The sequence below is a fragment of the Sphingosinicella sp. genome, assembly GCF_013911755.1.
In the GTDB taxonomy this organism is placed as follows: domain Bacteria; phylum Pseudomonadota; class Alphaproteobacteria; order Sphingomonadales; family Sphingomonadaceae; genus Sphingosinicella.
Map to the genome: position 1 here is coordinate 98,128 of NZ_JACESP010000004.1, position 17,319 is coordinate 115,446.

24 protein-coding genes and 1 pseudogene are annotated in these 17,319 nt (G+C 64.1%); 4 read left to right on the forward strand and 21 right to left on the reverse strand.

The window, feature by feature from the left end; all coding sequences use genetic code 11:
- Positions 1-48 precede the first annotated feature (48 nt).
- The 4 genes and pseudogenes from H2052_RS04655 to H2052_RS04670 form a co-directional block, all read right to left on the reverse strand.
- Entirely contained in the window at positions 49-1,101 is a 1,053-nt protein-coding gene (locus H2052_RS04655; protein WP_087576084.1) for a FecR domain-containing protein, read from the reverse strand.
- Positions 1,102-1,155: 54 nt separating this feature from the next.
- Positions 1,156-1,689, reverse strand: a complete 534-nt coding sequence (locus H2052_RS04660) for a sigma-70 family RNA polymerase sigma factor (protein ID WP_176392498.1) — start codon at positions 1,687-1,689, stop codon at positions 1,156-1,158.
- Positions 1,690-1,785: 96 nt separating this feature from the next.
- Positions 1,786-2,004: pseudogene (locus H2052_RS04665) on the reverse strand (type IV secretory system conjugative DNA transfer family protein); the annotation flags it as partial.
- A 35-nt stretch (positions 2,005-2,039) separates the two neighbouring features.
- Positions 2,040-2,882 (reverse strand): DUF3800 domain-containing protein, encoded by an 843-nt coding sequence (locus tag H2052_RS04670; RefSeq protein WP_293778655.1) that lies wholly within the window; start codon positions 2,880-2,882, stop codon positions 2,040-2,042.
- A 279-nt stretch (positions 2,883-3,161) separates the two neighbouring features.
- On the opposite strand from H2052_RS04670, the gene H2052_RS04675 reads away from it, so the two are divergent.
- Positions 3,162-3,467: a DUF1778 domain-containing protein gene (locus H2052_RS04675; RefSeq protein WP_087573813.1), complete on the forward strand. Its 306-nt coding sequence runs from the start codon at positions 3,162-3,164 to the stop codon at positions 3,465-3,467.
- Positions 3,468-3,487: 20 nt separating this feature from the next.
- Positions 3,488-4,003 carry a GNAT family N-acetyltransferase gene (locus tag H2052_RS04680; protein WP_087573812.1) on the forward strand — a complete coding sequence of 172 codons (516 nt, stop codon included), beginning with the start codon at positions 3,488-3,490 and terminating at the stop codon, positions 4,001-4,003.
- Between the two features lie 7 nt (positions 4,004-4,010).
- On the opposite strand, the gene H2052_RS04685 is transcribed toward H2052_RS04680, so the two are convergent.
- The 11 genes from H2052_RS04685 to H2052_RS04730 form a co-directional block, all read right to left on the reverse strand.
- Complete coding sequence (locus H2052_RS04685; protein ID WP_087573817.1) at positions 4,011-5,756, reverse strand: VirD2 family relaxase/mobilization nuclease; 1,746 nt, start codon at positions 5,754-5,756, stop codon at positions 4,011-4,013.
- 244 nt (positions 5,757-6,000) lie between these two features.
- The gene (locus H2052_RS04690) at positions 6,001-6,810 is read right to left on the reverse strand and encodes a lytic transglycosylase domain-containing protein (protein ID WP_087573811.1); all 810 of its coding nucleotides are present in this window, start codon (positions 6,808-6,810) and stop codon (positions 6,001-6,003) included.
- Between the two features lie 4 nt (positions 6,811-6,814).
- Positions 6,815-7,159, reverse strand: a complete 345-nt coding sequence (locus H2052_RS04695; RefSeq protein ID WP_087573810.1) for a DUF736 domain-containing protein — start codon at positions 7,157-7,159, stop codon at positions 6,815-6,817.
- Positions 7,146-7,691 carry a S26 family signal peptidase gene (locus H2052_RS04700; protein ID WP_254911427.1) on the reverse strand — a complete coding sequence of 182 codons (546 nt, stop codon included), beginning with the start codon at positions 7,689-7,691 and terminating at the stop codon, positions 7,146-7,148. The genes H2052_RS04695 and H2052_RS04700 overlap by 14 nt, the downstream gene beginning before the upstream one ends.
- A 53-nt stretch (positions 7,692-7,744) precedes the next feature.
- Complete coding sequence (locus H2052_RS04705) at positions 7,745-8,263, reverse strand: DUF2840 domain-containing protein (RefSeq protein ID WP_087573808.1); 519 nt, start codon at positions 8,261-8,263, stop codon at positions 7,745-7,747.
- Complete coding sequence (locus H2052_RS04710; protein WP_087573807.1) at positions 8,260-9,033, reverse strand: site-specific DNA-methyltransferase; 774 nt, start codon at positions 9,031-9,033, stop codon at positions 8,260-8,262. Before H2052_RS04710 ends, H2052_RS04705 begins: the two co-directional genes overlap by 4 nt.
- A gap of 324 nt (positions 9,034-9,357) precedes the next feature.
- Entirely contained in the window at positions 9,358-10,242 is an 885-nt protein-coding gene (locus H2052_RS04715) for a replication initiator protein A (protein ID WP_087573806.1), read from the reverse strand.
- A gap of 6 nt (positions 10,243-10,248) precedes the next feature.
- On the reverse strand, positions 10,249-10,548 hold the full coding sequence (locus H2052_RS04720; RefSeq protein ID WP_087573805.1) for a helix-turn-helix domain-containing protein: 300 nt from the start codon (positions 10,546-10,548) through the stop codon (positions 10,249-10,251).
- Positions 10,549-10,662: 114 nt separating this feature from the next.
- Positions 10,663-11,319 (reverse strand): DUF2285 domain-containing protein, encoded by a 657-nt coding sequence (locus tag H2052_RS04725; protein ID WP_366484253.1) that lies wholly within the window; start codon positions 11,317-11,319, stop codon positions 10,663-10,665.
- A complete protein-coding gene (locus tag H2052_RS17840; RefSeq protein ID WP_366484225.1) occupies positions 11,216-11,437 on the reverse strand; it encodes a DUF6499 domain-containing protein in 222 nt (73 codons plus the stop codon). The genes H2052_RS04725 and H2052_RS17840 overlap by 104 nt, the downstream gene beginning before the upstream one ends.
- Before the next feature lie 99 nt (positions 11,438-11,536).
- Positions 11,537-11,827: a DUF2285 domain-containing protein gene (locus tag H2052_RS04730; RefSeq protein ID WP_087573803.1), complete on the reverse strand. Its 291-nt coding sequence runs from the start codon at positions 11,825-11,827 to the stop codon at positions 11,537-11,539.
- 474 nt (positions 11,828-12,301) lie between these two features.
- On the opposite strand from H2052_RS04730, the gene H2052_RS04735 reads away from it, so the two are divergent.
- Positions 12,302-12,724 carry a helix-turn-helix transcriptional regulator gene (locus H2052_RS04735; RefSeq protein ID WP_254911426.1) on the forward strand — a complete coding sequence of 141 codons (423 nt, stop codon included), beginning with the start codon at positions 12,302-12,304 and terminating at the stop codon, positions 12,722-12,724.
- Between the two features lie 148 nt (positions 12,725-12,872).
- On the opposite strand, the gene H2052_RS04740 is transcribed toward H2052_RS04735, so the two are convergent.
- From H2052_RS04740 to H2052_RS04750, 3 genes are all read right to left on the reverse strand, one after another.
- Positions 12,873-13,190, reverse strand: a complete 318-nt coding sequence (locus H2052_RS04740; protein WP_087573801.1) for a DUF736 domain-containing protein — start codon at positions 13,188-13,190, stop codon at positions 12,873-12,875.
- A gap of 484 nt (positions 13,191-13,674) precedes the next feature.
- Positions 13,675-14,127, reverse strand: a complete 453-nt coding sequence (locus H2052_RS04745; protein ID WP_087573800.1) for a hypothetical protein — start codon at positions 14,125-14,127, stop codon at positions 13,675-13,677.
- Between the two features lie 148 nt (positions 14,128-14,275).
- Positions 14,276-14,437 (reverse strand): hypothetical protein, encoded by a 162-nt coding sequence (locus tag H2052_RS04750; protein WP_176392285.1) that lies wholly within the window; start codon positions 14,435-14,437, stop codon positions 14,276-14,278.
- 330 nt (positions 14,438-14,767) lie between these two features.
- Between H2052_RS04750 and H2052_RS04755 the strand changes: the two genes are divergently transcribed.
- Positions 14,768-15,661, forward strand: a complete 894-nt coding sequence (locus H2052_RS04755) for a Shedu immune nuclease family protein (RefSeq protein ID WP_293778678.1) — start codon at positions 14,768-14,770, stop codon at positions 15,659-15,661.
- A gap of 88 nt (positions 15,662-15,749) precedes the next feature.
- On the opposite strand, the gene H2052_RS04760 is transcribed toward H2052_RS04755, so the two are convergent.
- The 3 genes from H2052_RS04760 to H2052_RS04770 form a co-directional block, all read right to left on the reverse strand.
- Positions 15,750-16,073 (reverse strand): DUF736 family protein, encoded by a 324-nt coding sequence (locus H2052_RS04760; RefSeq protein ID WP_087573798.1) that lies wholly within the window; start codon positions 16,071-16,073, stop codon positions 15,750-15,752.
- 449 nt (positions 16,074-16,522) lie between these two features.
- Complete coding sequence (locus H2052_RS04765; protein WP_087573797.1) at positions 16,523-17,125, reverse strand: DNA-3-methyladenine glycosylase I; 603 nt, start codon at positions 17,123-17,125, stop codon at positions 16,523-16,525.
- Entirely contained in the window at positions 17,122-17,307 is a 186-nt protein-coding gene (locus H2052_RS04770; RefSeq protein WP_140404525.1) for a hypothetical protein, read from the reverse strand. The genes H2052_RS04765 and H2052_RS04770 overlap by 4 nt, the downstream gene beginning before the upstream one ends.
- Positions 17,308-17,319: the final 12 nt, after the last annotated feature.

The following is a 17,319-nucleotide window of genomic DNA, read 5'->3' on the forward strand; positions in this document are numbered from 1 at the left end:
TTATTTCGGGCGGGCGGTCCTGTCCGCTGTGCTTCGCGGACAGGAGCCTCAGTTTCCGCTGACGATCAACAGCCACGGCGTGATGCGCGTGATATGCCCGCCATAAGGCCGCACGATCATCTCCAGAGCCTTTTCGGGGTCTTTGACGTTATAGATGCCTGTCACGCGCCGACCGGCAAGCCGGGCGTCGTTGAGGACTATCCGGCCGCCGAACCATGGGCGGATTTCGTCGACGACGCTGCCGATCGTGCGGTTCTCGGCCAGCGCCTCGCCTTGCCCCCATCCGCCGACCAGTTGCGGCGCGAGTTTGCCGGTCTCATCGTGATGGGCGCCGTCGATACGAACCCAGTCGCCGGGAAGGAGGTCATGGGTAGTGGCAGGCACGTGCCCGGGATCCTCCACCCGCACATGTCCCCGCGCTACGGCAACGCTGGTAGTATCGCCCAACATCCGCACGTCGAACTTTGTGCCCAGCACGGTCGTCGTCACCTGTCCCGCCTCGACCCGGAACGGGCGAGAGGGATCATGCGTCACATCGAACAACGCTTGCCCGGAGAGCAGGCGCACGACGCGCCCGCGATCGCTGTAATCGACGGCGATGGCGCTGTCCGGCCCAACCTGCACCATGCTACCGTCGGCCAGACGCACCTGTTCGACGTGCCCCGCGCCCGTGATGTGATCCGCCCGCAAATGCAGGCTGACGATTGGAAGCGCCAGAACGATCGCGCATGCGGCAGCTACGGCCCCAGCGGCGATCTGGATGCCCCGCCTGCGCTGCTCCGGCGAGCGGCGGCGTGCAGATCTCCGTCCCCGGCGCTGTCCATTGCCAGGCAACGAATAGGAGCGCCAACCGGCAGGCGCGCGCCCGGCCACCTCCATGGTTTCGCACATATCGGTCCACGCTTCACCGTGGAGCGCATCGGCGCATAGCCAGTCCGAAAATTCGGCTTTCAGCGCCTCATCGTGCTCCTCCTCGCGGAGACGGACATACCAGTGAGAGGCGTCCCGGCGCGCCTCGGCCCCATCAAGCGCCATGGCCTGCGCATCCCACACCAGCCTCGGGAAGAAGCGCATACAAGGCGGGCGCTGGTGGCGGCTCATAGTGCCTAGATGCTTTTGCGCTGCGGTTTTCCAAAAGAATTTTGTTCGCGCCTCTCATTCCATGCCCCGTTTGCGCCGTTCGTCGCAAAGCTGCATCGCTTCGGTCACCAACAGATGTGCCAGCGACGTAGAAATACCGAGCCGCGTTGCGACTTCGCGCAGCTTCATGCCCTCGAAATGATACATTTTGAACGCCGCGATCTGCCTTTCCGGCAGGGCGTCCACCAAGTCCATCACCAGCCGCAAGTCATCACGGGCGATAAGTTCCGCTTCTGCCGACGGCGCCTCGTCGGGCAGCTGCGCGACGGCAGCCGTCATATCACCGCCGATGATCTGACCCTCGTAGCGGCTGCGACGTGCTTGCGCGAACACCAGATTGCGGACGATCCGCTTGAGATAACCCAATGGCTCGCGGATGGGTTTGCTGGCCGGTTGCCGGTCGAGCAGCAGCCAGGCGTCCTGCACGATATCTTCGGCCACGACAGGATCGCCGGAGAGTCGGCCCGCATAGGATATGAGCGACTCCCTGTGCGACTTGTAGAGGCTGAGAGCAATCGGCTCCGACTTCAACGCCACATCCTCGAACACGCGAAGCCCGCGCGCAGGAAACAAAGGCCTAGTTGCGAGCGATTATCAATAACCATGTAGCGGCGGCGGGCGGATTACGCAATGCTGAACGTTGGCATTGGCGGCGGGATTGATGGATTCGAACAGCAGTACCCACCCATGTTTCGCGCGAGGACCCGTGGTCAGCGTCCAGTTATCGCCCATGATGTTATGGACGATGCGGCTTCCCGGCCAGGTCAGCAGCGAGGGGATGACGAGACCAACGCCCTTCCCCGCTCGCGTCGGCGCATAGCAATGCACATGCTTGGGGCCGTCATGGCGCAAATAGTGCTTCTCATGCCAGCAGCAGCGTAGGCTCCTGTACGAAAGCTTCAGGAAAACATCAGGCTGGCGTTGCGCTGAGCCAGTCCATCGGCAACAACAATCCCTCCGGTCCAGCGCCCCAATGGATCCTGATAGCGGAACTGCATCGCTTTGAGGATTGGCCCGAAGCGTTGCCTCAGAGCCGCAGCGCCAGGCTGGACATGCACATTGGCCACATAGCCCGTGCAATAGGCTTCAGCCGCGATGGGATAGAGGAGAGCCGAACAGATGATATCGCAGATCTGGATACCGGCGTGGTTCTCACTGTGTCCGAAGGTCGGCAACTCGAGAATGCGCGTATAAACAGTCGATGAAGCCCGAAACTTCTGGGTGAAGACCGAATGCGCGACATTCACGTTTTTGAGATGGTCGCGACTGTCTGCAATGCAAAACCCAAGAGTATCCTCAGTCGACAGGAACTGGTCAAAATAGGTGTAAAGCCCCTGGATCGAGGAGGTGTAGACGGACTTGCCATTGAAAGGCTGTCCGAGCGCCTTGATCCAGATCCGGGCAATCAGGCGCACACCATGACTCTGCAGCATGGCGAGTAACTGATCGAGAAAGCCCGTTGCGTGGCGGCGCTGGTTGCGTCCCGATCGTGTCAGGTTGCGCCGAAGATCCCCGCCCTTGATCTCAGGGATGATTCGGTCGAGATGGTTGGAGGAAGGGTAAGGCAGGCCTGGAAACCACCGGCGCTTGAGATCAAGGAAATCCTGGGTGACGGCCTCGAGCCGGCTGGCGTCGATGATCAGTGCGCCGAGCACGAGAACCGGCTGGTCATTTCCCGCAGGCAGGGGCGCCGCTGGCAGTCCTCCAAGATCCCCGGATTCGTCGACGTACAAAATGTGCAATGACGAACCCCCAAAACAGCTATGGCCACCGTGAGGTGGCCATAGGATTTGCTGCCCGACGAATCGGGACAGCGATTAGCGTTGCTTCCGTTTAAATGGTCCACAGTTATCCAAAAGTCAAGATTTGCCCGTATTTCCACGCCACCGCCGCCCTGAGAGGCGTTGGCAATGCCGTCCGTGGCGTTTGGAGGCAAGGGTCATGGCTGGACCTTTTTGGCGAGAAAATGTATGGATATTGTCATGACAATGCCGTGATCGGTGCGGCGATGAAGGACAAAGATGATGGCGCGGGCAGAGCGGCACGAGAGCGGGCGGACGGCGCGCAAGGATGATGTGATCCAGATCCGGGCGATGGCAGGCACCAAGGCACTGCTCAATCGCGCAGCGGCGATGCGTGGCCAGAAGCTCTCCGAGTTCATGCTGGAGAGCGCGCGCCGCGAGGCGGAGAATGCCTTGCTCGACCAGCGCAGCTTCTTCCTCGACGATGAAGCCCATGAGGCCTTTGTGGCGCTGCTCGATGCGCCGCCTGCGCCCTCGTCGAAGCTCGTCGACCTGATGGCGCGCAAACCCGCCTGGGATCACTGAAGCGCTAGCGCGGGGATTATATGCCGGAACTATCGGTCACTGCGCCGGCGCCGCTGCGTGCCGATCATCTGGTTGCCGACTTTTCGTGCCAGACCCATGAGGCGCTGGACCACTGGCTGCGTGAGCGGGCGCTGACCAGCGAGGGGCTCTCGGCGCGAACCTATGTGATCTGCGCGCGCGACGAGCCGCAGCGGGTGGCCGGCTATTACACGATCACCACAGCCCAAGAGCATCGGGCGGTTCTGCCCAGCGCGAAGCCGCGCAAGGGGCAGCCGGACAGGGTGCCCTTGCTGCTGATCGCGCGCCTCGCGGTCGACGCCCGGTGGCAAGGAATGGGTCTTGGCGCCGATCTCCTCGCCGACGCCTTGCGCCGCTGTCTTGCCGCGTCGGGCATCGCGGGCGCGCGCGCCGTCATAGTCCATGCAATGGACGATGCGGCTGCGTCCTTCTACGAACGCTATGGCTTCTGCCGCTCGCCGCTGGGTGAGTTGACGCTCGTCCTGCCAATCGAGACGGTCCAGGCGATCGCCGGTTGAAACAGGATCATAGTCCGATCCCCCGACCGCGCCCGAGCGACCAGTCCACGCCGCCGCCAGGCTGCATGGTTCCGGTGATATGCTGGCCCAGATGCTGGTCGAGCGCCGGCCGCCAGGGCACGAGCTGGAAGCCCACCGCGTCGTCGATCATGGCGAAGCGCCCCGAAGCCAGAGTGACGCGCTCGCGATAGACGCCGCTCACATAATCGCCTGGCCCCGAAGGGCGATGGGCAAGGCCGGTGCGCTGCGCGATGGCGTCGATCTGCTGCTCGATCTCCTTCTCGCGAAGCGTCGCGATCAGATCACGCGCGAACAGGAAACCGGTCCCGCGCCGCTGGGCGAGCCCCTGGGTTTCGAGATGGCGGGCGCGCGCGTCCATCGCGTCGCGGACCTCCTGCCCGAACCCGTTGCCGGTCGCGACGGACTCGCGCGCGATGAGCTGACGGTCGAGCCAGGTCGCACCCGGCGCTTGTACCTGCTCGGCCAGCGTAAGGTCGGAGCGCGTCGCCAGCGACAAACGACTAATGCCTTTCACGTCCTGCCAGACCCGTGTCTCAACAATCGCACCGGCTTTGGCGTCACCGGTCATGTCGATGTCGCCGAAGCGCAGATGATGGGTGCGGCCGTCCGCGCCATCGATCACGGCATAGGCCGAGCCGGCCAGTTCGTCATGAAGGCCGCGCTCGACCAGCCGACCGATGATCGGATCGGCCGGCGTCGCCTGATGCAAGGCGATGCTGGCGGGATCGAGCGCGCGGGCCTGCCCCTGCATCGCCCGATGCATGGTCTTGATGATGTCGGTGCGGATCGAAAGATCGCGCAAGGTCTGCTCCGCGTCGGCGCGGAGCGTCCAGACTGCCGGCCCCTGATTATTGGCGAGACCCAGCCGTTCGAGCTTCTGCGCCCGCCCGATCAGCAATCGGTGCATCTCCGGATCATCGCCCGTCTGGGGGCGCAGATCGACGACGCCCGCCATCTCCTGGGCCATGCGCTCCAGCCGGCGATCGAGGCTGGTCCAGCGATCGGCGTCGACTTCGCGTTCGAGTGCGCTCCGGATATCCTGCTCGCTGCGCGGCCCCAGTTCCAGCGTGACGCGGGCCTGCGCCCGATCGCGCATACCTTCGCGGATATAATCACGGTCGATGACGAGATCGGCGCCGGTGTCGTCCACCCCGCGCAGCAGCACATGGATATGGGGATTGTCGGTGTTCCAGTGATCGACCGCGACCCAGTCGAGCCGGGTACCGAGATCGCGCGCCATGTCGTCCATCAGCTCGCGGGTGAAGGCACGCAGGTCGGCCATGTCGGCCGCATCCTCCGGGCTGACGATGAAGCGGAAATGATGCCGGTCCTGTTCGCAGGTGTCCGCGAAGGCCTTGCCATCGGCGGCATCACCCCGCGCATCGAACAGACTGGCGTCGCGCCCGTCGCGGGTAACGCCGTCGCGCTTCAGATAGGCGATGTGCCGGGCGAGCGGCGCCGCGCGATAGCGGCTGCCACTGTGCCGCACGACGCGCGCCTTGATAACGACGCGCCGGGCGTTGGCGGGCGAACGTGCATTGAGGCGAGCGATACGGCCGCGGCCATGACGCCCGGTCCCACGCCCCCGCGACGGTCCTTTGCGGCTATAGCCCGCCTTCGCGGCCGCGCGCTTCACCTGGGCCGCGAGACTCTGGGCCTTGCGCCCTACCCCCCTGCCCGCGTCCCCGCTCCTTCCCGGCCGCACCTCGAAATCATCGTCGCCGATGATCACAGGAGCCTCGCAGATGGCGGTGCCACCCGCTGACGCTTTGCATTGACGCGATAATTCCGAAAACGCGCCACCCGGGGCAATGCCGAGCCACCCGGAAAAATCCCACAATCCCAACCACATAACGCCCCACAGGTGGCGTCCTTTTTATCTCGCCTTCCCTTTTTCCCTTCAATTCCTGTGACTTGCCTTCCTTTCCACCACACTACGCCCTGCGCCGAATGACGCCTGCGAACGCCAGCGCGGCTCATCGCTCGCTGCTCCCCGAGACGGGCGCGAACAGCCCATGCGAAGCGAGGGTGGAGGCGCGTGAAGAGCGCATGGCAGACTGAGAGGGTGGAGCGGAGACAAGCCGTTCGGCCTGCGCGGAAGGTGCTGCACCGGATGCCGCATCGTCGCTGTCCGGTTCGCCATCGCCGCGCAGCACGAACAGCGTCGCGCTGCGCCAGGAGGGCCCGGCCGGTGCGATCGGCGTGCGCGAAACTACCGTCAGATCGGCCGACGCGGCGACGCCGGATGTGCCGACCATCGGCGCGATCTTCGCCACATAGGCGATCGTTTCGGCGGGTAGCGAACGACCACGCTGGCGCCAGTCGTCGACGCGGCCCGGCCCCGCATTATAGGCGGCGAGCGCGCTGGACAGATCGCCATAGCGGTCGACCATTTCGCGCAAGTATGCCGCACCGGCGAGGATATTGGCGCGCACGTCCCAGACATTGCTCCCCAGCCCATAGCGCGCGGTCAGCGTGCTCCAGGTGCCGGGCATGAGTTGCATGAGACCCATCGCGCCGACCGGCGATGTCGCGTTCGCATCGCCGTTGCTTTCGACGCGCATCACCGCCCATATCCACGCTTCGGGAATGCCGAAGCGCTGCGCCGCCTCGGCAACATGCGGGGCGTAAGGATGCGCGGCGATGGAGGCGACCTGCGCCGCCGCCGTGCCGGGCACCAGCAGAGCGATGACCGGGAAGAGGAAGGAAGCCGTGCCGGCAAGGACCGATGCGGCAGTGAAGCGAATGGCGCGGCGATGGCAGCGCGAAGCGAAGCGAGGCTGCATCGTCCTATTCCGCTTTGGGACGCCGCAGCCGCGGCGACCAGAGCAGCACATGTGCGTCACCGTCGCGATGGGAGCGCAGCAGATTGGCGCGAACCGGGCGCGAGAAGGACGGGCAATCGAGCTGGAGCGCGATGAAGCCGCCGGCCTTGCCGTCATGGTTCCAGCCGGAGCCGACCTCCAGCCCGATGCCCTCGGGCGCAGCGTCGTCGGCGAGATGGATGCGCCAGTCGGGCGCGCGGCCGTGGCCGGTAAAGCCGGTCGGCACGAGCCGCAGCGGCACGTCGAGCGTGAGCGTCAGCAAACGCCCGACGAAGCCGTCGCCGGATTGTTCAAAGCTACCGATCTGCATGGGACTTCTCCTTTTGCGTGGGGAAATGGTCTGAGCGCGCGCTACCGAAGCGCCAGCGCAGCGGCGCGTTCGGCGTGTCGCGGGTGAGGATCGGCGTCGCGCGGCCGAGCAGGCCCGCAGCCGGAACGGCCCCAAAATAGCGCCCGTCAAAACTGTCCGGTGCGGCATTGAGCAGGAACAGCTCGCCATCGCGCAGCACATGGCAGCCGCGCCAGACCGGCAAGGGACGGCCGTGGCTGTCCGCGGATTTCGCTGTCGCGACGCGGCGCCCGTCGATCGTCACCGTCGCATCGCGGCGGCAGATCAGGGCACCGGGCCGCGCGGCGACATGCTTGAGGAGCGGCACGCCGACAGGCAGATAATGGCGCTGCGCCATGATCCGGCCAAGCGCGGGCGGCGGCATGACGGCGACCATGTCGCCGACCGCCGGTTCGCGCAGCGGATTGATCGCATAGAGCCCGATCGGCGCGCTGGCGCTGGCGTTCCAGAGCAGCAATTTTGGCATGGGCAGGATGAGCGTGCTCACCGCCATGCCGATCGCCACGCCGGTCAGATGCGGCACATAATAAGAGAGCGGAAGGCGGCTCATTGCCCCAGCGCCTTGCGCTTGAGCCATGCCTGATGGCGCTCCATCGTATAGGCGCGGAACGGCTCGCCGGCGGAAAGCCGGTTGTGGACGTGGCGCCAGTGATCGGGCGCGATATCGCAGGGATCGAGGCCTTCGGCCTCGACCTGATCGATCGCCTCGATCACGGTGCGTACCCTGGGCCAGCCCTGGATCGAGAGCAGCAGTTCCCCGCCCGGCCGCACGAAAGGCACGGTGGTATAGGGCTCACCGCTGCGCACCGCGCGCAATATGTCGATGCGCGAATGGACGGTGCCATAGTCGTTGGCCGACCAGCGCACGAACGCGACGACGGCATCGGGCCGGAAGGCAAAGATGCGTGTCTTGCGCGTGAGGATGCGTTCGCTGGCGATCCGGCCGAAGCGTATCCAGTGCTCAAGCCGCTTCTCGATCCAGATCAGTTCGATCTCGGTGCGGTCATGGCGAAGCGGGACGGCGATGCCCGAAGGCACGCGCGCGCCGGGCGGCGGCTGGGTCATGGAAGGTCTCCGGAAAGAGGCGGTGCAGGGAGAGGAGGTGCGCAACCGAACGGCAGCGCCGCCGCGATGCGGATGCTCGCGCGGCGCGCCATGTCGGCGTCGATTTCGCAGCCAATGGAGCGCCGGGCGGTGGCGCGGCAGGCCTCGCCGACCGCGCCGGAACCTGCAAACCAGTCGCCGACGTGACCGCCCGGAGGACAACTGTTGCGGATCAGAATTTCGAGCAGGCCGACCGGCTTTTGCGTCGGATGGATGGCACGGCCATGACAATTGCGTGCATAGATGACCGAGCGCATCAGCCGGGGACCGCCATCCTGGCTCACATAGCAGCCGGCATCGATCTGCCCGGTATGCGGCGGACGATGCTTGCGCCGGGCGGTGCGCGCCGTCGCGTCGGATGTCGTCTGGACGTCATTGTAGATGTCCGACCAGCGCGCATCGTCGCGATAGAATTGGACGATCAGTTCATGGACACGCTTGAAGCGATCGGCATGAAAGGCGCTGCCATTCTGCTTTTCCCAGACCAGTTCCTGCGCATATCGCAGCCCGGCAGCGCGTATCTCGGCGCCGAGCGTGAGGAAGCTGCGCAGCGAACCGAACAGCCAGAGCGATCCTGAAGGCGCGAGCGCATTGTGCGCGAGTGCGAGCCAGCCCTCGACACGCCGATCCCAGCCCAATGAGGTATCGTCATAGGGCGGGTCGGCCAGAATCATGTCGAACGGCGCATGAGCCGGCATGAGGACGCGACAGTCGCTGGTCAGCAACGTCATGGCTGCGCACCCGCATGGCCTTGAAGAGGAGACTGACCGTTGCGCCAGTCTACGATTAAAGGACAACCAGTCTCCGGTTTAAGGGGAAGATCAGTCACCGATCACCCCCAGTCTTCGCTTTGCCGAAAACCGACACATTCGAACGCCGATCGTCCACAAACCGGCAACCGGTTAGCAAGAGTCCGAAGGACTCTATTGTTAGCACCGTTAGAAGGGGCGGATTCGTCGCAGATTTCCTGCGAGTCGCGCGGGCTTGAGGTTTTTGATAGGCCAAGCGGACGGTTTTCAATCGGCCAGGTCGCGCGGTTTTTAATAGGCCATGTCTCATGGCCGGTTATCCACAGGCCTGAGCTTGAGCCGGCGCATGGCGCGGTCGAGCGGATCAACCGGGGCGGCGACGAAGTTCAGCCGCTCGCGGCCGAAGCCATATTCGATGGTGAGGATATAACCGGGAAGCGCCTGTCGGCGGACGATACCGCGCACCTCGAACGCGAATTGCTTCAATGGCGAGAGCGCACCTGACTTGAGATGCAGATGCGCGATGTCGAAGCTCCAGCCGCCAGGCTGATGACCGCCATGCTTGCGCACGATGCGGTAGAGCCAGCGTTCCAGGCCACCGGTGAGATCGAAATAGGCGCGGTCGATGGTCAGCACGAGCGCGCGATCGACGACGCCAGCATAGAACCAGTCGGGCAGGATCAGTTCGATGCCGAGCGGTCGCCCCTGGCCATCGGCCAGTTCGCGCCATTCGTTGATCCAGGAAAAGCGATGACGGCGGCGCTGGTGCTGCTGGCGGATCGACGTGGCGACCGTGGTGGACTGCAGCCGGTCCAGCGCGGCCTTCAGGCGGTCATAATGATCGCGCCCGATGCTGCGGCCTGTGAAGGCGAGGATTTCATGGGGGGTCGTGACCATCAGCCGTGAGGTCGGGCGGCCGGCATCGCGCGCTTCGACGATCTGGCTCGCCGCCCAGATCAGGACATCCGCGTCCCAGATGGTCGCCATCCCGTGTTCCGGCACCGCCTCGACCGAGATCCATGTCTCGCCCATCCGGAAATCGATGGGCGCGGTGCGTTTGCGCTTGGCGAGGCTGAAGAAGGGCCAGGACATGAGATCCTGCGCATCGCGCGGGGCGATGTCGCCCGGCACCGACCGGAACAGGTCGAGCTGGGCGCGTTCGCCGGAGAGGGGGGAAACGGCGCGCGACATCGCCGGTCAATCCTGCCGGAACCGGCGCTGCGCGGGCAGGACGGTGCCGACGCCGGGATCGGAGGTCGATTTGCGCGTTCCCCGCGCCGCCCAGGCGTCAAGATCGTCGATCGCATAGACGATGCGACCGCCCAGCCGGCGATAGACCGGGCCGGTGCCAAAGCAGCGATGCTTTTCGAGGGTGCGGGGAGAAAGACCGAGATGCGTCGCGGCATCGGGGGTCTTCAGATAGCGCGGCCGCACGATCGCGGCCGGATTGGGCTCGGCGAGATAGCGTGGGCGAGCGGCGGTGGGCTCGGGCTCCATGATCGTCCTCCTGACAAGAGCCGGCAGCAACGGCGCTGACCGGCGATGAGGAGGGCAGGATTGGCGAGCGCGATGGCGTCGAAGAAGGGACAGACAAAAAAAGAAATTATGTCCCTATGGGCCGCCCAGCAGGGTGCGATATCCTCCTTCGACGAGTCGCATGGCCTCGGCGAGCCAGCGGCGCAGGCGCTTGCGCTCGGCGCTGTCGACCCAGTCGCCTGACGTAATGCGGGCGCAGGACGGATCGACGAGCACTGCGGCCATGTCGCGCAAGGGAATGCCAAGACGCGCGCCATCGAGCAGGCGCAGGAGGATATGGAGATGCGATCGTCGTGCCAGCGTATCCCAAAGCCCTTCGGGAGAAGGCTCCCGCATCTCGCCGCCGATCCGCGCCATCAGCCATTGGGCGGTGCGGGCGCGTGTACGGTTCGACGGCTCGAAGGGCAGCAGGATCGAACCCCAGCGATCCGCATCGGGCTCGATGCGCAGATGAACGATCGTCTCGCGCTCGCCCATCATGGCATGGAGACCGTCCTCGCCCTCCTCGACGATGGTCAGGCCCTGCAACCTGCCCAGTTCGATCGGCGCCACGCCGGCGAAGAGCGCCGGCATGCGGCCGATCAGCACGGTGAAGCGATTGACGTCAGCGCGCCAGATGATGCGGCGGTCAGGTGCCGGCCGGGATGGATCGACCAGGAAATCGCAGCCCCCACCGCTGGGCGGTGACGGCTTCCTCCTTTCGATCGGGATTTTTCCGGCGGGCGATTTGATCGAAATCATGGTGGTATGCAGGATTGCGCCGCAGAAACTCGAAAGCGGCGATGCCGATATCGGCATTGTCGGGAAGACGCGCGGGTTCCTCCGCGCGCCAGGCGTCGGCTGGCGACATGGTCCCCTCCCTTATCTTTTTGGGAAGGCAGGCTATCGCGTCACGGGAAAGGCGAATAATGCGCCTCGAGGCGTCAGGGACGCTACGGGAAGGACTGTTTCAGTCCTTTTTCGGCGATTCGCTACGCCGCATTTCCAGTGCGGCCAGTTGCCGGTAGCCCACCTCGGTCATCCAGCGGGCGCGAGCAAGGTGGGCCTCATGAACCTGATGTGCGCGGACGGGCTCGCGCGCGGCGTCGATTCCGAACAGGGTTTCCACTGTGTGCTGCCAGGACGTGCCCGGCGCCTTCTCCGCATCGAGCAACTGGATATAGGTGTCGAGATGCGCGAGATCATAAGCGGTGAGCACATCACTGCCCGGCGGAGTGTCCTCGAAAGGCACGATCGACATGTGCAGACATCCTTCCCTCACCCCAAGGCTGACGCGTCATGCCGTGCGCCACGCGGCCAGACGCGTGCCATTTCCTCGCCTCTGTGAACCATCCATTTTGGATCGATTGATTTTAGCGCCTTGACAGCGCCCGGACGACTCTTTCGCCGGATGCTAGTTTTCACGGATTTAGAGAGGGTTAAGGCCTCGAACCCGGTGGCCAAATTATTTGTCGATGACGTGAGGGGAGCCTCGCCGGCGTCTCGCGCGAGTCGCCTGACTGCCATCGCGATCAGGTTCAGCAAGAAAATCTCCAGCCTGGCCTCATTCTTACTGGCAGAATCCACGAGAGCCCCTCCCGATAGCCATTGTCGGTGTTGGGAGTTTCTCTAATCTCCGTCGCCAAAAAGCTGAGCTTTTCGAGTTTCTTAGCGGACCGCATTTTGTCGGTAATTTGCGGACTGGGCCAAAAATGTTGGAAGAAGGCGAACCGACGTGAAGGTCGCGCTTCGCTTCGATCACGGCAACAAGCGGGAAAGAGCTCAAGAACCGTCGCCGAGTTCGGTATTTACCGACATAATCCGTTCATCTTCCAACAACGACAGCCATGCGGCACACTGGCTTTCAGCGCGTCATGTAGAGAATACTCCGTGGTTAAATACTCTTCAAGAGTGCGTGTTTCCGGTCATGGAAATCCGGGAAACCTTTGCCGCCAACCTGCTCAAATATCGGCGAGCTGCTCGCTTGTCGCAGGAAGAACTTGCCCATCGAGCGCAGATAGATCGCACCTACATCAGTGCGCTGGAGCGGTGCGTCTATGCCGCCAGCATCGAGGTGGTCGACCGGCTTGCACGGGAATTGGGCGTAGAAGCTTCTGATTTGCTGGTTCGCTTCTCCCCACCCGGTCATGAGGCATAGCGCCGGCCACGCTCTGTCATCATCCTGTATGAATTGTCCCGTGCATTGGGCGTCAGCCATATCGATCTGGTGCGGCCCGACGATTGACCTTGAACGCTGCACGCGTCGGGGCGCCACCCGGCCGGTGCCGGGTGGCGCCCTGTCCGGCTCAGTCCCGCGCGCGGCGGGTCTGCCGGTTCCAGACCAGATCATAGCCGCCGTCTTCTGCTGCGAAGAGCTGCGCGAAGATCGGGGCGACGAAGCTGGGATCGTCGAGCTTGACCGAGAGATAGGGGCGGTCGTCGCTGGTCCGCTTCTCCCAGGCGGCGCCCACTTCGGCGTCTCCCACATAGATGCGGTGGCTGGGCGCGTTGCCGCTGGCCTCGCTGTCCGGGACGAAACGAACCGCCTTGGCCTGAAGCCCGAGCGTGACGATGTCGCCCTTGAGTTCACCCGAGACCTTCTTGAAGCTGCCGATCTTTGCCATTGCCTTTGTTCCTTTTGCTTCGAGCCCGCGACCATCGCGGCCTCGATGCGCAAGGGGAGCCGGCAGGCGACGGGCGCCGCAGCCTTCGGCCCGCAGCGCAGCGAAGGACGGCCGGCTGCCGATTTTCTTGGATCCGCGAGGAACGGCGGCACGCCGGGGGAAGAAAATGGGCGGAAGGCCGTTGCGGCAAGCCCGTCGAGCGGTACGCGATCCTGTCGGCATGACGCGCATCGAACCGAGGCCGCTCTGGCGCGGGCGGGCAAAGGCGCCAACAGGCTGGCGATTCCGGCATCTGGAGGTCGGGTAACCAGGAGACAACGGATGCCCCGGTACATGGGTTAAGCCTTCCTTGGCACCGGACAGGGACGCCCGTCGCGTCCAGCCACCGCGTCACTGTGGAAGACATCGGGCCTGCCGCCCGGAATGCAGCCAATGACCGGCCTGTCGGCTTTGCCGCGATCCCTCCGTGCCCTCTCGCGCCGCCTTATTCGGCGGCGGGAAGCGATGGCATCATGGGCTGCTGAACCTGTCCGCCCGGCTCGAAGCCGGTCAGCCGGGTCCAGGCGGTGCCCGCGATCAGGGCGGCGCCCAGACCGCTCAGAATGGTGAGCGTCGCACCGGGATCGATCGCGAGGCCCAACACACCATGGACGGCCTGATAGCCGGCAATGCCCGCTGGCAGGACGAAGAGAAGCGCAAGCGCGAGCCGCAACAGCGGCGAGCCCGACAGCGCGAAGAGCAATTGCCCGGCGAACAGCGTCGCGAACCCGGCCGCAAAGCCGGCAAGGATCGCGGGCGCATAGCCGCAGCCGGCCCCGTGCATCCAGAAGGCAAGGCCGATGCCAGCGTAGAGGGGCAGTGCATAGACGGCGAGGCTGAAGAGCAGCCAGAGCATATAGAGGCCGGCAAACAGGCCGAGAACGAGAAAGATGGTCATGGATAGCGTCCTTTGCATGACGAATGATCGTCGGACGCGCCCGCCACCACCTCCACAGCGCTTGTCTTGCAAGAAGCAACATAGCGCCTGAAGGGCCGAAGCGAAACAGATATTGCGTCGCTTCGACAAGGCAGGGTCGCCTTTTCGATCAGGAAAAGGGATCATATTCGCGGACCAGTTCGGCCGGATTGCCGTCGAACTCGTCCCAGGGCATCACCGCATAGCCATTGCCGGTCCGCACGATGACCATGATCGTCATCAGCGTCTTGGCGAGGTTCCAGGCGAGCGACTGGGCGGTCTTGAGCGGCATGGACTATACTCCTGTCGGAAGGAGCGGAAGACCATCCTCCGCTCGACAGGTGCCCCGCCGGCCGGGGGCTGGCCGCAATCACCGCGCCGGGACATGTCCCAAGCGGCCGCACGCTTGCGTAGCGGACCCCTTGCGGGTTGATTGAAGGAGGCCGGACTTCGGCCACAGGGATCAGCGCCGACACACGAGCGAGGTTGGACTTTTGCGTTACGGGCAGGCCCCATGCCGCGCCGCCCGGTCGCTCGCTTATGGCGCAAAGAATCTGATGGTCAGCACATGCGCGAGCCGCGTACAGATTCAGGATGACCGCATGACCAGTTCAGGGAGACAATGGGCTTGCCGAAATCCTTATCTTGCGAGATTGAAACCAGGCTGGCCGAATTCGACGAGCTGATTGCGTCACCGAAAGCGAACGAGAACGCCATTCAGGCATTTCTCGAGGCGAACACGATGTTCATGCCGACGCCGGACATGCTCAACCATCGGGTCCACATGAACAGCGTGATCGCCAAGTTTCCCGTCGGCGAACGATCGACCGATTATGCTTATCTGACCAAATCCAGCATCGAGTGGCGCCTGGTGCTGGTGGAACTGGAAGACAGCAGCAAGCCGATCTTCAAGAATTCCAGCAAGAATGTTGCCTTCAGCACCGAATTCAACGACGAGGTCGCGCAAGTCGACGTCTGGCGCGACTATGTCCATCAACATCCCGATCGCCTGCGCGACAAGCTGCGTCCGTTGATGGTGCCTGCGCCGATGGCGCAGCACCGGCTGTCGGTCCGCTACGTGCTGGTGATCGGTCGCTCGGCGGAATTTGAGCATCATGATGCACGCAAATTGCGGCTAGCCGGTTATGGCGCCGAACGCGATCTCACCATCATGACCTACGACACCATCCGCCGGGAGGTCGCGGCGGGGCACAACAAGCCGAAAGCGGTCTTGCGCGCCAATAGCCGCGGCTATCGCCTGCAGTCGGCAGAAGCGATGCCGACGATCATGTTCGCGCATATGAGGCCGGCTGAACTCGAGCTATCGGACATCGCCGAAGCCGCCCTGCGCGCCGAAGGCTATGACATCGATGCCTGGAAGCGGAACGAGCCGCTGGTCTTTAACGATAAATGGACCCGCGATTCCGAGCCGGCCCTGTATGAATCCATGCATCCCGCTGTCCAGAAATTCATGGCGCGGCAGAAGAAATCTCGGCCCGGCGGCCATTCCGGTTGAACGGCCGCCGGGCTTTACAATGGCGATGCAGAACCAAGGGCAAGGTTCCGGCCCCACCCGAAGGCGGGGCCGCCGCAGGCCCTGGGGGTCAGGCCGGCGGATTCCAGATGATGACCTTCTTCGTCGGATCGTCGCCCGGCGCGTTGGCGATATTGCCGTAGATGGGAGCGTCGAACTCCGGCGCCATCATCGACACCGAAGTATATTCGGCGCCGGTGGTCTGCGAGAAGCGGTTCCAACCGCCGCCCAGCTCATATCCGGTCTTACGGCTGAAGATGCGGTAGTCGGGCTCGCTGTCCTTCACCTTGCGGCCGTTGGGGACGATGGCGATCGGGGCCTGGACGGTCAGGGTGGCGAGCATGCCCTCCATGCTGCCGTCATTCTTCACGGTGAGGTTGGCGATCGTGGCCATGACGAAAACTCCTTGTGGTTGCTCGGGGACCATCCCCGATGGCGCCCACAGGAGAGACCGGATGCCGACGTCACCGGAGCGTCAGCGCAGGGGAACCCCTTGCGGGTTGACGGAACAAGGCGGCCGAGGCTCGTATCAGGCGACAAAAGAGGGGTTGGTCTCCAGCAGCCCGGAGAAAGTCCGCTGTGGCCATAGCCGACCTGTCTGAAGATCGGTTGCAGTGGCGCATGCCTATCGCACGCCTCAGCCCCAGAATTGCAGGCCTTCCCACCGCCGCCCCAGGGGCATCGCATCAGCCCGCCGCGCATCAGGCGCGGCGCGTCGCCAGGTTGCGGCGCAACGCTTTCCCGCAGACCTTCGGCGATCGTACCGCTGTTCGTGCCGCATCGGGTTCGGCTGCATCGCGCCATCGCCATGGGCCGGGCCGGACGATATTCGGGAAGATCCGCTCAGCCCGGCCGCCGGAACGCCTCACGGGCGCGCTGCGCTTTCGCGCGGGTGACGCAGCCTTGCGCATGATCGTTGATGAGGCCCATCGCCTGCATGAAGGCATGGACCGTAGTCGGACCGACAAAAGCCCAGCCGCGCTTCTTCAGATCCTTCGACATCGCAATGGACGCAGGCGAGGTTGAGGCGAGATACGGGATATCCGCGCCCTGCGGCTCGAAGCTCCAGACATAGGCAGCAAGCGATCCGGCCTCGCGCACGAGGTCCTGCGCCCGGGCGGCATTGTTGATCACCGCCTCGATCTTGCCGCGATGCCGCACGATGCCCGCATCCTGCAGCAGGCGTTCGACGTCGGCCTTATCGAAGGCCGCTACGCTGTCGATATCGAACCCGTCAAAGGCCGCACGAAAATTCTCGCGCTTGGTGAGAATGGTCCGCCAGGACAGGCCGGACTGGAAGCCCTCCAGACTCAATTTCTCGAACAGGCGGCGATCGTCATCGACCGGAAAACCCCATTCGCTGTCGTGATAGGCGATATAGTCGTTCGACGCCGCGCACCAGAGGCAGCGTGGTTGCCTATCAGGTGGCGTGAACAGGACGCTCATGTCGTGTGACGCAAAGGGGCATCCAGACGCAGCGCCGTGGTTTTGCGCATGCGCCTCACCCTCGCGATCACCTGTGTCACGCGCGCAGGCGACAGGTTGAACTGGCGACCGAGCGCTGCATAACTGGCGCCTTCGCTATGAAGCCTTTCAAGCTCGGCGTTGCGAGCAGCCTTGCCCGTCATCGAAAATCCCCT

Bases quoted from the DNA above. Each gene is read 5' to 3' on its own strand.
- H2052_RS04655 (WP_087576084.1), bottom strand. From the start codon at position 1,101: ATGAGCCGCCACCAGCGCCCGCCTTGTATGCGCTTCTTCCCGAGGCTG.
- H2052_RS04675 (WP_087573813.1), top strand. From the start codon at position 3,162: ATGATGGCGCGGGCAGAGCGGCACGAGAGCGGGCGGACGGCGCGCAAG.
- H2052_RS04680 (WP_087573812.1), top strand. From the start codon at position 3,488: ATGCCGGAACTATCGGTCACTGCGCCGGCGCCGCTGCGTGCCGATCAT.
- H2052_RS04690 (WP_087573811.1), bottom strand. From the start codon at position 6,810: ATGCAGCCTCGCTTCGCTTCGCGCTGCCATCGCCGCGCCATTCGCTTC.
- H2052_RS04695 (WP_087573810.1), bottom strand. From the start codon at position 7,159: ATGCAGATCGGTAGCTTTGAACAATCCGGCGACGGCTTCGTCGGGCGT.
- H2052_RS04700 (WP_254911427.1), bottom strand. From the start codon at position 7,691: ATGGCGGTGAGCACGCTCATCCTGCCCATGCCAAAATTGCTGCTCTGG.
- H2052_RS04705 (WP_087573808.1), bottom strand. From the start codon at position 8,263: ATGACCCAGCCGCCGCCCGGCGCGCGCGTGCCTTCGGGCATCGCCGTC.
- H2052_RS04710 (WP_087573807.1), bottom strand. From the start codon at position 9,033: ATGACGTTGCTGACCAGCGACTGTCGCGTCCTCATGCCGGCTCATGCG.
- H2052_RS04715 (WP_087573806.1), bottom strand. From the start codon at position 10,242: ATGTCGCGCGCCGTTTCCCCCCTCTCCGGCGAACGCGCCCAGCTCGAC.
- H2052_RS04720 (WP_087573805.1), bottom strand. From the start codon at position 10,548: ATGGAGCCCGAGCCCACCGCCGCTCGCCCACGCTATCTCGCCGAGCCC.
- H2052_RS17840 (WP_366484225.1), bottom strand. From the start codon at position 11,437: ATGTCGCCAGCCGACGCCTGGCGCGCGGAGGAACCCGCGCGTCTTCCC.
- H2052_RS04730 (WP_087573803.1), bottom strand. From the start codon at position 11,827: ATGTCGATCGTGCCTTTCGAGGACACTCCGCCGGGCAGTGATGTGCTC.
- H2052_RS04740 (WP_087573801.1), bottom strand. From the start codon at position 13,190: ATGGCAAAGATCGGCAGCTTCAAGAAGGTCTCGGGTGAACTCAAGGGC.
- H2052_RS04745 (WP_087573800.1), bottom strand. From the start codon at position 14,127: ATGACCATCTTTCTCGTTCTCGGCCTGTTTGCCGGCCTCTATATGCTC.
- H2052_RS04750 (WP_176392285.1), bottom strand. From the start codon at position 14,437: ATGCCGCTCAAGACCGCCCAGTCGCTCGCCTGGAACCTCGCCAAGACG.
- H2052_RS04755 (WP_293778678.1), top strand. From the start codon at position 14,768: ATGGGCTTGCCGAAATCCTTATCTTGCGAGATTGAAACCAGGCTGGCC.
- H2052_RS04760 (WP_087573798.1), bottom strand. From the start codon at position 16,073: ATGGCCACGATCGCCAACCTCACCGTGAAGAATGACGGCAGCATGGAG.
- H2052_RS04765 (WP_087573797.1), bottom strand. From the start codon at position 17,125: ATGAGCGTCCTGTTCACGCCACCTGATAGGCAACCACGCTGCCTCTGG.
- H2052_RS04770 (WP_140404525.1), bottom strand. From the start codon at position 17,307: ATGACGGGCAAGGCTGCTCGCAACGCCGAGCTTGAAAGGCTTCATAGC.